We start from the raw sequence: 13,224 nt of genomic DNA, 5'->3' as shown, positions 1-13,224 counted from the left end.
TCACTCATGGACCGCCGCATTTTCGGGCTGGAGAACGAGTACGGCGTCACGTGCACGTTCAGGGGACAGCGCCGTCTGTCGCCTGACGAGGTGGCGCGGTACCTCTTCCGCCGTGTCGTGTCATGGGGCCGTAGCAGCAATGTCTTTCTGCGAAACGGCGCCCGGCTCTATCTCGACGTGGGGTCACATCCGGAATACGCGACACCCGAATGTGACAACGTGATCGAACTGGTCACCCACGACAAGGCCGGCGAGCGCATTCTCGAAGGACTTCTGGTGGACGCGGAACGACGCCTGCACGAGGAGGGAATCGCGGGCGACGTCTACCTTTTCAAGAACAACACGGACTCGGCGGGCAACTCCTACGGTTGTCACGAGAACTATCTGGTGGCGCGGCACGGGGAGTTCTCCCGGCTCGCGGACATCCTCATCCCGTTCCTGGTGACGAGGCAGCTGCTGTGCGGCGCGGGCAAGGTGTTGCAGACCCCCCGCGGTGCCGTGTACTGCGTCAGTCAGCGGGCGGAGCACATCTGGGAGGGCGTCTCCTCGGCGACGACCCGTTCCAGGCCCATCATCAACACGCGCGACGAACCGCACGCGGACGCGGAGCGTTACCGCCGTCTCCACGTCATCGTCGGCGACTCGAACATGTCCGAGACGACGATGCTGCTGAAGGTCGGCGCGACCGATCTGGTGCTGCGCATGATCGAGGCGGGCACGGTGATGCGGGACCTGACCCTGGAGAACCCGATCCGGGCGATCCGTGAGGTCAGCCACGACATCACGGGCCGGCGCAAGGTGCGCCTGGCCAGTGGCCGCGAGGCCTCCGCACTGGAGGTGCAGCGGGAGTACTACGAGAAGGCCGTGGATTTCTGCGAGCGCCGCGGCATCCGCACCGGCACGGTCGAGCAGGTCCTGGAGCTGTGGGGCCGCACGCTGGACGCGATCGAGGCGGAGGACCTCGACCGGATCGGCACCGAGATCGACTGGGTGATGAAGTACAAGCTCATCGAGCGGTACCGCGCCAAGCACAACATGACGATGTCGCATCCGCGGGTCGCGCAGATAGATCTCGCCTACCACGACATCCACCGTCGTCGTGGCCTGTACTACCTGCTGGAGAAGAAGGGGCAAGCCGCCCGGATCGCCAACGATTTGAAGATCTTCGAGGGCAAGTCGGTGCCGCCGCAGACCACTCGGGCCCGGCTGCGCGGCGACTTCATCCGCCGGGCGCAGGAACAGCGCCGGGACTTCACGGTCGACTGGGTGCACCTCAAGCTCAACGACCAGGCACAGCGCACGGTGTTGTGCAAGGACCCGTTCCGTTCGGTGGACGACCGGGTCGAGAAACTCATCGCCGGAATGTGATCGCCGGTATGTGAGCAAGGCGTCTCCGGTGCCTCACCGGAACGCCACACGGGCGCCGTACGTTTCCCGTACGGCGCCCTTCTCACACCGTAGAGTTGCGCGCACGCCCTACAAGATCGACCGATTACGAGGCCTCCACCGTGCGCCGTCGCTCACTCCTTCTCGCCGCCGTTCCCGCAGGACTCGTCACTCTCGCCGGGTGCGGTGACGACAAGTCCGACTCGAGCAAGGCGAGCGAGTCGCCGTCGCCGTCGGCCTCGGAGTCCTCCGTGCCGCCGCCGAAGATCGTGGACGCACCGCTGCCGGCGATCACGGCGGGCACGAAGTTCGGCGACAAGCCGACGGTCGCCAAGGGGCCCGGGGACCCGTCGGCGAACCTCGCGGTGAAGACGGTGATCGCGGGTGGCGGCAAGACGGTCGCCGAGAACGACTTCGTGCAGGCGAACTATCTGGGCCAGGTCTGGTCCACGGCAAAGGTGTTCGACAACTCCTACGACCGGGGCACCCCGCTGGTCCTTCAGCTCGCCCAGGGCAGTGTCATCGACGGCTGGCGGTATGCGCTGGCGGGCAAGAAGGTCGGCAGCCGGGTCCTCATGGCGGTGCCGCCGACCTGGGGATACGGCAAGTCGGGCAATACGCAGGCGGGCATCAAGGGCACGGACACGCTGGTGTTCGTCGTCGACCTGCTGAACACCTTCAACTCCAAGAGCTCCGCCCAGGGCAAGGAGGTCGCGCAGACCGACGCGGCGCTGCCCAAGGTCGGCACGAACACCAACGGTGAGGTGCCGTCGATCGACGTCCCGAAGAGCGACCCGCCGAAGGAGCTGGTGTCGAACTACGTCCTGGAGAGCGACGGCGCCGTGGTCAAGGCCCAGCAGACCATCCTGTGCCAGTTCAAGGGAGTGGTCTGGGACGGCGGCAAGACGTTCGAGCAGACGTACGGCTCAGGCCGGCTGAGCCAGTTCTCGATCGAGCAGATGCAGCAGATCGTCAAGGGGCTGGCGCAGGGTGTGACCGGCAAGAAGGTCGGCAGCCGGGTCCTGATCGTGGTGCCCCCGGACCTGGGGTACGGCGACACGCCGCCGAGCGGCGGCGTGATCAAGAAGGGCTCCACGCTCGTGTTCTCGGTGGACATCCTGGCGGCGATGTAGTCCGGGCCCGCGTGTCCGCCCGCGGCGGGCGCGACGGCGGCGGGGATGAAAGACTGTTCAGGTTCCGTGTCGTACACAAGCAGGAGCTAGAGACGTGAGCATCGACAAGCCCGAGATCGACTTCCCGGGCGGCGAGCCCCCGGCGGACCTCGAGATCAAGGACATCTGGGAGGGTGACGGCCCGGAGGCCAAGGCGGGCGACACCGTCTCCGTCCACTACGTGGGCGTGGCCTTCTCCACGGGCGAGGAGTTCGACGCGTCCTGGAACCGCGGCACGCCGCTGCAGTTCCAGCTCGGTATCGGCCAGGTCATCGCCGGCTGGGACCGGGGTGTGCAGGGCATGAAGGTCGGCGGCCGCCGCCAGCTGACCATTCCGCCGCACCTGGCCTACGGCGACCGTGGCGCCGGCGGTCGGATCAAGCCCGGCGAGACGCTGATCTTCGTCTGCGACCTGGTCGCGGTCTGATCGGATCCGATCACTCGGGGCCCATGCCTGTGCGGGCATGGGCCCTCGGCTTTTGCCGCGCCGCGCCGGAGCGGTACGGTCATCGGTCGTAAGCACCATAAGGAAGGCGAAGGGCGTCGATGGCCATTGCCAAGGCCGAGCGGCTGATGAACCTGGCGCTGTGTCTGCTCGGGACGCGGCGGCCGCTCAGCAAGCGCGAGCTTCGGGATTCCATCGAGGCATACGTCGAGGCCGTCAGGCCGGAAAAGGGTGCGGCCGGGTCCGAGGACTCCTTCAACCGGATGTTCGAGCGCGACAAGGACGATCTGCGCGAGCTCGGCCTGGTCATCGAGACCGTGGAGAACCTCGACGGCGAGGTCGGCTATCTGGCCCGCCGCGACAGCAACCGTCTCCCGCCCATCACACTGGACGCCGAGGAGGCCGCCGCCCTGGGCCTGGCCGCCAAGGTGTGGCAGCAGGCCCGGCTCGCGGGCGCGGCCAGCGGCGCCCTGCAGAAGCTGCGCGCGGCCGGACTGCCCGAGGACGTCGACCCGTACGAGGCGCACGGCGCCCTGGAGCCCCGCATCCCGGTGCACGAGGCCGCTTTCGAACCGCTGATGCTGGCCTGCCGGGACCGCCGCCCGGTCGTCTTCGAGTACCGCAAGGCCACCGCCGCCCACCCCGAGCCCCGGCACGTCGAGCCGTGGGCGCTCGAGTGCTGGCGCGGCCACTGGTATCTGGCGGGCTGGGACCGTGACCGGGGCGCCGAGCGCGTGTTCCGGCTGTCCCGCATCACCGGCCGCGTCCGTTCCCGCGGCAGCGGGTTCACGGCTCCGGTGCCGGACGTGGTCACCGTGCGCGAGACCGTGGCGAGCTGGGCCGGGGAGATCGCCGACCGTTCGGCGCTGATCCGGCTGCGTTCCGGCGCCGGGTACCCCCTTCGGGCGAAGGCCCGCTCGGTCCGGGAACTCGGCGACGGCTGGGACGAGTTGGAGATTCCGTACGGGCACGGCCTCGACGCCTGGCTGGTGGAGTTCGGGCCGGACGTGGTGGTGCTGGAGCCGGCCGAGCTGCGTGCGGACGTGGTGGACCGGCTGCGTGCCGTGGCCAAGGGCTGAGGGGGAGCGGAGCAAGACAGTGGCAGGCAAACCGGTCAGGCCCGTGAGTGCCATCGACCAGACGCGGCGGATGCTCTCCCTGGTGACGTATCTGCGGGAGCGCCCCGGCGCGCGGGTCGCGGACGTCGCGCGTGCCTTCGGCATCACCGAGGACGAGCTGGTCTCCGACCTCGACGTGCTGCCCATGTGCGGCACCAGCTTCCGCGGCGGCGACCTGCTGGACATCGACACCGACGGCGAGCGCATCTGGTGGCACAACCCCGCCGCGCTCGGCGAGGAGGCCGCCGAGCCGCTGCGGCTGGCCGCCGACGAGGCGACGGCGCTGCTGGTGGCTGCCCGCGCTGTGGCCACCCTGCCCGGGCTGCGGGAGGGCGACCGGCAGGCGCTGCTGCGTGCGACCGCGAAGGTGGAGGCGGCGGCCGGTGAGGCGGCGGGTGCCAGTGCGCGTCTGTCGGTGACGTTCGAGTCCGAGGGCGGTGTCTTCGCCGACGTCGACCGTGCGATCTCCGAGCGCCGCCGCCTGTGGATCCGCTACTACTCGCCCGCTCGTGACGAGGTCACCGAGCGCGAGATCGACCCCATCCGCCTGGTCAGCGTCGGCCACACGTATGTGGAGGCCTGGTGCCGCCGTTCCGAGGCGCGCCGTACGTTCCGGCTGGACCGGGTCGCCGAGATCAGGATCCTGGACGAGCCGGCGGCGCCGCCGGAGGTCGAGCTGCGGGATCTGTCGGAGGCGCTGGTGCAGCCCGCCGTCGAGGACCCGGAGGTCGTCGTCGAGGTCGGGCCGGGCGGTCGCTGGGTCGCGGAGTACTACCCGCACGACAGCGCGGATGAGCTTTCCGACGGGGGTCTGCGTATCACTCTGCGCACCCCCGATCCGGCCTCGCTCAGACGGCTGGCACTGCGGCTGGGCCGCGACGGCCGGATCGTGTCGCCGCCGGAGCTGGCGGACAGCGCGCGGCGGGCCGCCCGCGAGGCGCTCGCCGCGTACGACGGGGTCGAGGCGGCCAGGGACGCGGATGCCGACGGGCGGTAGGACCGCCGGAACCGGTTCGCAGGGGTGTGCCGAAGGCGTTCGGCCGATGCCAACGAGAGGGGAGCCCGGGCTTTGAGTGAATCTCCGGTGTCCGATGCGCGGGACATGACGGTCGCGGCCGCTTTCGCGGGGATGAGACGAGTGGCTCCCGTGGTGTTCCGGGCGGGCTGCCCGGACTGCCGGGGCCGCTTCGAGCTCTCCGCGAGTGCCCTGCGGCTCGCCATCGGCGCCACGAGCCGTACGACGTTCTACTCCTTCACCTGCCCCGACTGCGGCGCCGCCGTCCGCAAGCCGGCGGGCGAGCGCATCGTCGAACTGCTCACCGGGGGCGGGGTCAGGACGCTGAGGCTGCACTCCACGGTCTAGGCTCGGCGGCATGTTCTGGCCGATGTTCGCGGTAGCCATGGGTTTTGCGGGGCTCGCTGTCCTGGGGGTGCTGGCCGTCCGGGTCTTCCTGGAGGCGCGGCGGCTCGGGCAGCAGGTCGCGGACTCGGCGCGCCGGATCAACAGGGCGGCCGAGGACCTGGAGCGGGCTGCCGTGAGCGCGGCGCGCACCGCGGACACCCTCTGAGACAGCCGTACGACCGGGCCGAATACGACACCAGAAGCGGTTTGCATCACTTCGCCCTGTCACGCGGCCGGGGCGGGCAGGTACGCTGCTGGTCGCGGCGCGGAGAACGAGGCCCGTACCGTGGACCGGGAGTACGCACGGGGATTGCCTGACGTTTACCCCTGAGCGTTACGATCGCTGCACGATCACTTCGGACACATGTCCGACTGGTCGGACAGCACCCCACCCAGCCGCCTCGGTGAGAAGGTAAAGACTTATGTTCGGAAGGCTCGGCGCTCCCGAGATCATTCTCATCCTCGTCGTCATCATCCTGCTGTTCGGCGCGAAGAAGCTTCCGGACATGGCCCGCTCGCTCGGCAAGTCCGCGCGCATCCTCAAGAGCGAGGCCAAGGCGATGAAGGAAGAGGGCGGCACCAACGCGTCCGCTCCGGCCGCCCCGCCGAACACCGGCGAGCAGCCCCCCGCGCAGCGCACCATCCAGGCGGCCCCCGGTGACGTGACCAGCTCGCGCCCGGTCAACGAGCCGACGGACACGACCAAGCGCTGACGCACGGCCGGAAGTCCCCCGGTCTGCCGCACGAGATGAGGACGTGGGTTGCCCAAGTCTGCCCGCAAGCAGGAGAAGGATCCCGAGGGGCGGATGCCCCTTGCGGATCACCTTCGTGAGCTCCGCAACCGGCTCGCGAAGGCGATGCTCGCCATCGTCGTCGTGACGGTGATCGCCGCCTTCTTCTACAACGACATCATCAACTTCCTGACCAAGCCGATTCTCGACTCCGTCGGCTGCGGGAAGACCTTCGAGCAGCTGGCTCACTCCAGCGACGACACCCAGCAGTGCGCCCGGATCACCATCAACGGCCTTCTCGCCCCGTTCACGCTGGCCCTGCAGGTCTCGCTGATGTCCGGTGTCGTGTTCGCCTCGCCGATCTGGCTCTACCAGCTGTGGGCGTTCGTCGCGCCGGGTCTGCACAAGCACGAGAAGAAGTACGCCTACGCGTTCGTCGGCACCGGCGTCCCGCTGTTCCTCGGCGGCGGCTACTTCGCGTACAGGGTCCTGCCGACCACCGCGAAGGTGCTCATCGACTTCACCCCCAGCGGGGTCGACAACCTGCTGCCGCTCGACGACCTGCTCCAGCTCGTCACGCGCATGGTGCTCGTCTTCGGGCTCTCCTTCGAGCTGCCGCTCCTGCTGGTCATGCTCAACCTCACCGGCATCATCACCGGCCGGCGCATGCTCGGCTGGTGGCGGGCCATGATCCTGGGCATCACGGTCTTCGCGGCCGTGGCCACGCCCAGCACCGACCCCCTGTCCATGCTGGCGCTCGCCGGGCCGATCTGGGTGCTGTACTTCGGCGCGGTCGGCTTCTCGCTGGTCAACGACAGGCGCCGGCGCCGCCGCGACGCCGCGGGTCCGGCCGACGACGAGGCCTCCGACCTGGACCTGACCCCCGAGGACATCGGCGAGGTCGAGACCGTCTCCGCGAGCCGGTCGCTGCCCGAGCAGGCGGGCACGGACCGGGTCAACGGCTACGACGACGTGACCTGACCGGACGGTTTCCGAACCGGCACGGTACAGAGGTGCCCGCTTCCCCCGGGGGTGGCGGGCACCTCTTCGCACGTTCGGATAATGATCGTCCTGTTGTCAGTGCGGCCCGGTACGCTCGAAAGCACGATGACAGAGGACCTCTCACCGGCCGAGCGGTACGCGGCATCCCGTCAGCGGGCTGCCGAGCAGGCCACCGCGCTCGCGTCCTTCCGCGAGATGTACGACTTCGGCCTCGACCCCTTCCAGATCGAGGCCTGCCAGGCGCTCGAAGCGGGGAAGGGCGTGCTGGTGGCCGCCCCCACGGGCTCCGGCAAGACGATCGTGGGCGAGTTCGCCGTCCACCTCGCTCTCCAGCAGGGCAAGAAGTGCTTCTACACGACACCCATCAAGGCACTGTCGAACCAGAAGTACGCCGACCTGTGCCGTCGCTACGGCACGGACAAGGTCGGCCTCCTCACCGGAGACAACAGCGTCAACTCCGAGGCTCCGGTGGTCGTCATGACCACCGAGGTGCTGCGGAACATGCTGTACGCGGGCTCACAGACCCTCCTCGGCCTCGGCCACGTGGTGATGGACGAGGTGCACTACCTCTCCGACCGCTTCCGCGGCGCCGTCTGGGAGGAAGTGATCATCCATCTGCCCGAGTCCGTGACCTTGGTGTCACTGTCGGCGACCGTGTCGAACGCCGAGGAGTTCGGTGACTGGCTCGACACCGTCCGCGGCGACACCGAGGTCATCGTCTCCGAGCACCGGCCCGTGCCGTTGTTCCAGCATGTCCTCGCCGGACGCCGGATGTACGACCTCTTCGAGGAGGGCGAGGGCCAGAAGAAGGCCGTCAACCCAGACCTCACCCGCCTGGCCAGGATGGAGGCCAGCCGCCCCTCCTACCAGGACCGCAGACGTGGCCGCGCCATGCGCGAGGCCGACCGTGAGCGCGAGCGCCGCCAGCGCTCCCGGGTGTGGACCCCGGGCCGCCCCGAGGTCATCGAGCGGCTCGACTCCGAAGGCCTGCTGCCCGCCATCACCTTCATCTTCAGCCGCGCCGGCTGCGAGGCCGCGGTCCAGCAGTGCCTGTACGCCGGACTGCGCCTCAACGACGAAGAGGCGCGGGTCAAGGTGCGCGCCCTTGTCGAGGAGCGCACCGCCAGCATCCCGTCCGAGGACCTGCACGTCCTCGGCTACTACGAGTGGCTCGAGGGCCTCGAGCGCGGTATCGCCGCCCACCACGCGGGCATGCTGCCGACGTTCAAGGAGGTCGTCGAGGAACTGTTCGTGCGGGGCCTGGTGAAGGCCGTGTTCGCCACGGAGACGCTCGCGCTGGGCATCAACATGCCCGCGCGTTCGGTGGTGCTGGAGAAGCTCGTCAAGTGGAACGGCGAGCAGCACGCCGACATCACGCCCGGCGAGTACACCCAGCTCACCGGTCGTGCCGGTAGGCGTGGCATCGATGTCGAGGGCCACGCCGTGGTGCTGTGGCAGCGCGGGATGAGCCCCGAGCACCTCGCCGGCCTCGCGGGCACGCGCACGTATCCGCTGCGCTCCAGCTTCAAGCCGTCGTACAACATGGCCGTCAACCTGGTCGAGCAGTTCGGCCGGCACCGCTCGCGCGAGCTGCTGGAGACGTCCTTCGCGCAGTTCCAGGCCGACCGGTCCGTCGTCGGGATCTCCCGGCAGGTGCAGCGCAACGAGGAAGGCCTGGAGGGCTACAAGGCCTCCATGACCTGCCACCTCGGTGACTTCGAGGAGTACGCGCGCCTGCGTCGCGAACTCAAGGACCGCGAGAACGAGCTGGCCCGCCAGGGCGCCAGCGAGCGGCGCGCCGAGGCCGCCGTCGCCCTGGAGAAGCTCAGGCCGGGCGACGTCATCCATGTCCCGACGGGCAAGTACGCCGGTCTGGCCCTGGTGCTGGACCCCGGTCTGCCCGCGGGCCGCTCCAACGGCCACCGCGGCTTCGAGTACCACGACGGGCCGCGCCCGCTGGTCCTCACCGCAGAACGGCAGGTCAAGCGGCTGGGCGCCATCGACTTCCCGGTGCCCGTCGAACCGCTGGAGCGGATGCGGATCCCCAAGACGTTCAACCCGCGCTCCCCGCAGTCCCGTCGTGATCTGGCCTCTGCGCTGCGCGCCAAGGCCGGGCACATCCCGCCGGAGCGCGCCCGCAAGAAGCGCGCCCAGGCCGCCGACGACCGGGAGATCGCACGGCTGCGCACGGCGATCCGGGCGCATCCCTGCCACGGGTGCAACGACCGTGAGGACCACGCCCGTTGGGCCGAGCGCTATCACCGGCTGATGAAGGACACCTCGCAGCTGGAGCGCCGTATCGAGGGCCGTACGAACACCATCGCGCGGACCTTCGACCGGATCGTCGCGCTGCTGACCGAGCTGGACTATCTGCGCGGCGACGAGGTCACCGAGCACGGCAAGCGGCTCGCCCGGCTGTACGGCGAGCTGGACCTGCTGGCCAGCGAATGCCTGCGGGAGCACGTCTGGGAGGGGCTCGGGCCCGCCGAACTCGCCGCGTGTGTCTCCGCGTTGGTGTACGAGTCGCGGGCCGGCGACGACGCGATGGCACCCAAGCTGCCCTCGGGCAAGGCGAAGGCCGCGCTAGGCGAGATGGTGCGGATCTGGGGGCGGCTGGACGCGCTGGAGGAGGACTTCCGCATCACGCAGACCGAGGGGGTCGGGCAGCGTGAGCCCGACCTCGGGTTCGCCTGGGCCGCGTACATGTGGGCGTCGGGGAAGGGGCTCGATGAGGTCTTGCGTGAGGCCGAGATGCCCGCGGGTGACTTTGTGCGGTGGAGCAAGCAGGTGATCGATGTGCTGGGGCAGGTCTCTGCGGCTTCTCCTGCGGAGGGATCGACCGTGGGGAAGGCTGCGCGTAAGGCGGTTGATCTGTTGCTGCGGGGGGTTGTGGCCTATTCGTCGGTGGGGTGAGGGTTCGGTGGCGGGTGCGGGTTCGTTGTTGCTCGCGCCCACGCGGCGGAGCCGCACATCGATACAGCCCCGCGCCCCTTTCAGGGGCGTCGGTCTGCTCGGTGCTTCAAGAACGTGCGCCAGCCTCCGTGGTGCGTGATGTCCTCCGCCGTCTGCAGGGCTTCTGGTTCGCAGAGGAAGCCTGGGACCCGGGTGCCGTCCGAGAGTTCCACGGTGCCCAGGGTCATGGGCCGGGGGAGTGTCGTCAGGAGGCGGCCCAGGCCCTCGGTCGGTAGGTGCCAGATCTCTGTCTCGATTGCCGCTCCGTCCTCGCCCGCGTGGACCAGGCCGGGCTTCGGCGGGGTCGTTTGCAGGGCGTACAGGCGGTAGACGGGAGCCGTGGTCGTCGTTCGGTCCAAGTGAGCGCCCAACGCCAGGAGCTGGAGGTTCAGGGGTTGGCCCGTCAGATGGGCGCCGACCACCGCCAGGCTGGCCTGCGGCTCCAGGGTGCGGGCGATTCGGGTCAGGCGGTCTTCCGTGAATGCCGGGCCTGTCAGCATGACGCCGAAGGGGCCGCCGTTCGCCTGGCCCGCCGGGACCGCCACCGCGGCCAGGTCGAAGAGGTTCGTGGAGTTGGTGAAGCGGCCCAGGCGGGCGTTGCTGGTCAGAGGGTCTGCGGCTACCTCGGCCAGGGTGGGGTGGCCGGGGGCCGTGGGGAGCAGGAGGGCGTCCGCGTCGGCCATTTCGGCGAGGGCGCGGGCACGCAGGGCGGCCAGTCGGTCCTGGTCGGTGAAGAGGCGGTGGGCCGGGATCTCGCGGGCGCGGGTGATGATGCCGGTGACCGTGGGGTCCAGGCCCTCGCCGCCCTCCGAGATCAACTTGTCGATGAAGCTGCCCACGGCCGTGTAGCGCTCGGCCACGAAGGCGCCCTCGTAGAGCATCGCGGCCGCCTCGGTGAAGGCGCTCAGGTCGATCTCGCGGATCTCCGCGCCCGCCTCGGACAGCCGGGTCACCGCCGCCTCGTATGCTTCCGGCCAGCCCTCGTCCAGTTCACCCAGCTGGGTGAGGGGCGGGATCGCGATGCGCCAGGGGCCGGGGGCGCGTCGGGGGAGGCCGGGTACCTCGCGGGCGGGCGGGCAGGCCATGTAGGAGAGGGCCTGTTCCGCTTCCGGCAGCGTGCGGGCCAACATCGTCACGCAGTCGATCGACGCGCACGCCGGGACCACGCCTGCCGTCGGGACCAGGCCGCGGGTGGGCTTGAGGCCGACGATGCCGTTGAACGCTGCCGGGACCCGGCCCGACCCTGCAGTGTCCGTGCCCAGGGCCAGGTCGACGATGCCCAGGGCCACGGCGACGGCGGAACCCGAGCTGGAGCCGCCGCTGACCCGGTCGGGGTCGTGGGCGCTGCGTACCGGGCCGTAGGGGGAGCGGGTGCCCACCAGGCCCGTGGCGAACTGGTCGAGGTTGGTCGTGCCCAGCACGAGCGCGCCGGCCGCCCGGAGCCGGGCGACCACCGGGGCGTCTGCCCCGGGGTCGTAGGCGTACGCCGGGCAGCCCGCCGTCGTCGGAAGGCCGTACACGTCGATGTTGCCCTTGACGGCGAGCAGACGGCCGGCGAGGGGCAGGTTCTCGCCGGCGGCCACGCGGGCGTCGATCGCCCGTGCCTCGGCCTCCACCTCCTGCCGGGGGCGGAGGTCGATCCAGATCTCTGGGCGGGCTACGGCCTCGATCCGCGCGTACGCGGCTCGCACCCGGGACACCGTGCTGGTCATGCGTGCTCCTCGACTCTCAGTGTGCGCTTGGCGCGCGTGATGCGCTCTCAGGCTGCTGCCGGGGCCGGAACGATCAGGGCCGTGCCCGCCTCGACCTGGTCGCCGGGGGTCGTCGGGACATCCGTGACCACTCCGGCGATCGGGGCGTGGACCCGGGACTCCATCTTCATCGCCTCCAGCGCGAGCAGCGGCCGCCGGCGCTCACCTCGTCGCCCGGTGCCACGTTCACCTGCCAGACCGACGCCGCGAACTCCGCCTCGACCAGTCGGCCGCCCTCGGGGACCGTCACCTCGTCCGGTGCCGCCACGGGCGCCGTCGCGGCCTCCGCCCGCGCGAACTCGCCCGCCGCCTCCCACGCGTCCCGCTCCGCCGCGAACGCCGCCTGCTGACGTGTCCTGAACTCGGCGACGGACTCGGCGTGTTCGGCGAGGAAGCGTTCGTACTCCGCGAGGGAGAAGGTGCCCTCCTCGATGCGGGGGACGAAGCGGCCGGAGGTGATGTCGGCCCGCAGGCCGAGGAGTTCGTCCGCGGACACCGGGTACCACTTGATCCGGTCGAAGAAGCGCAGCGGCCACGGAGCGCCCGGCTCGAACGCGCCGCGCTGCCACGGCGACCACACCTGGGTCGTACGGCCGACGAACTGGTGACCGCCGGGGCCCTCCATGCCGTAGATGCACAGATACGCGCCGCCGATGCCGACCGAGTTCTCCGCGGTCCAGGTGCGGGCCGGGTTGTACTTGGTGGTGAGCAGGCAGTGGCGCGGGTCCAGGGCGGCCACGGGGGCGCCGAGGCAGACGTCGCCGAGGCCCAGGACCAGGTACTCCGCGTCGAAGACCGTCCGGTACACGTCGTTCACCGACTCCAGGCCGTTGATCCGGCGGATGAACTCGATGTTCCACGGACACCACGGGGCGTCGTCGCGGACGCCGGCCAAGTAGCGGGCGATCGCCTCGCGGGTGGCCGGGTCGTCCCAGGAGAGGGGGAGGCGGACCCTCCGGGAGGGGACCACCAGGGCGTCGGTGGGCGGGAGGGTGGTGGTGATCTCCCTTACCTTCACGAGGAGTTGGTGCTGGGCGAGGACATGCGGATCCGTCTGGATCGGGAGCGAGCGGATGCTGGGGGTGAGGTCCGTGACGCCGTCCAGGTCCGCCGCCGTCACCGCATCCCTCAGCGCGTGGATGCGCATCCGGAGGGCCAGGTCCAACTGCATCGGGCCGAACTCGACCAGCAGGTTGTCGTCACCGCTGCGACGGTACGTCACGTCGCCGTCCCGGGCCAGGACGCCGGCGTCGACTGTCTGCGCG

Annotated in this window: 11 protein-coding genes and 1 pseudogene; 10 read left to right on the top strand and 2 right to left on the bottom strand. The window is 70.1% G+C overall.

Annotated features, from left to right (window positions below):
• Positions 1-6: 6 nt before the first annotated feature.
• The 10 genes from pafA to IEZ19_RS04950 all read left to right on the top strand — a co-directional run bounded on the left by pafA (position 7) and on the right by IEZ19_RS04950 (position 10,169).
• On the top strand, positions 7-1,368 hold the full coding sequence (gene pafA, locus IEZ19_RS04995) for a Pup--protein ligase (protein WP_189309750.1): 1,362 nt from the start codon (positions 7-9) through the stop codon (positions 1,366-1,368).
• A 140-nt stretch (positions 1,369-1,508) separates the two neighbouring features.
• Positions 1,509-2,519 (top strand): FKBP-type peptidyl-prolyl cis-trans isomerase, encoded by a 1,011-nt coding sequence (locus tag IEZ19_RS04990; protein WP_189309749.1) that lies wholly within the window; start codon positions 1,509-1,511, stop codon positions 2,517-2,519.
• A gap of 94 nt (positions 2,520-2,613) precedes the next feature.
• Positions 2,614-2,985 (top strand): FKBP-type peptidyl-prolyl cis-trans isomerase, encoded by a 372-nt coding sequence (locus IEZ19_RS04985; protein WP_189309748.1) that lies wholly within the window; start codon positions 2,614-2,616, stop codon positions 2,983-2,985.
• Between the two features lie 119 nt (positions 2,986-3,104).
• Positions 3,105-4,082, top strand: coding sequence for a helix-turn-helix transcriptional regulator (locus IEZ19_RS04980; protein ID WP_189309747.1), 978 nt, complete (start codon positions 3,105-3,107; stop codon positions 4,080-4,082).
• 19 nt (positions 4,083-4,101) lie between these two features.
• Entirely contained in the window at positions 4,102-5,118 is a 1,017-nt protein-coding gene (locus IEZ19_RS04975) for a helix-turn-helix transcriptional regulator (RefSeq protein ID WP_189309746.1), read from the top strand.
• Positions 5,119-5,223: 105 nt separating this feature from the next.
• A complete protein-coding gene (locus tag IEZ19_RS04970; protein WP_189309925.1) occupies positions 5,224-5,484 on the top strand; it encodes a hypothetical protein in 261 nt (86 codons plus the stop codon).
• 10 nt (positions 5,485-5,494) lie between these two features.
• Positions 5,495-5,689: a hypothetical protein gene (locus IEZ19_RS04965; RefSeq protein WP_189309745.1), complete on the top strand. Its 195-nt coding sequence runs from the start codon at positions 5,495-5,497 to the stop codon at positions 5,687-5,689.
• A 256-nt stretch (positions 5,690-5,945) separates the two neighbouring features.
• Positions 5,946-6,236 carry a Sec-independent protein translocase subunit TatA gene (gene tatA / locus IEZ19_RS04960; protein WP_189309744.1) on the top strand — a complete coding sequence of 97 codons (291 nt, stop codon included), beginning with the start codon at positions 5,946-5,948 and terminating at the stop codon, positions 6,234-6,236.
• A 48-nt stretch (positions 6,237-6,284) separates the two neighbouring features.
• The gene (gene tatC / locus IEZ19_RS04955; RefSeq protein ID WP_189309743.1) at positions 6,285-7,235 is read left to right on the top strand and encodes a twin-arginine translocase subunit TatC; all 951 of its coding nucleotides are present in this window, start codon (positions 6,285-6,287) and stop codon (positions 7,233-7,235) included.
• Between the two features lie 81 nt (positions 7,236-7,316).
• Positions 7,317-10,169: a DEAD/DEAH box helicase gene (locus IEZ19_RS04950; RefSeq protein WP_189309742.1), complete on the top strand. Its 2,853-nt coding sequence runs from the start codon at positions 7,317-7,319 to the stop codon at positions 10,167-10,169.
• A gap of 80 nt (positions 10,170-10,249) precedes the next feature.
• Here the strand turns inward: IEZ19_RS04950 and atzF are convergent, their stop codons facing one another.
• Entirely contained in the window at positions 10,250-11,971 is a 1,722-nt protein-coding gene (gene atzF, locus IEZ19_RS04945; protein WP_268248615.1) for an allophanate hydrolase, read from the bottom strand.
• Positions 11,968-13,214: pseudogene (locus tag IEZ19_RS04940) on the bottom strand (carboxyltransferase domain-containing protein); the annotation flags it as partial. The gene atzF and the pseudogene IEZ19_RS04940, both read right to left, overlap by 4 nt.
• Positions 13,215-13,224: the final 10 nt, after the last annotated feature.

The organism is Streptomyces brasiliensis, from assembly GCF_014647875.1.
Classification (GTDB): Bacteria; Actinomycetota; Actinomycetes; order Streptomycetales; family Streptomycetaceae; genus Streptomyces; species Streptomyces brasiliensis.
This window is presented reverse-complemented; position numbering and strand designations above follow the sequence as displayed.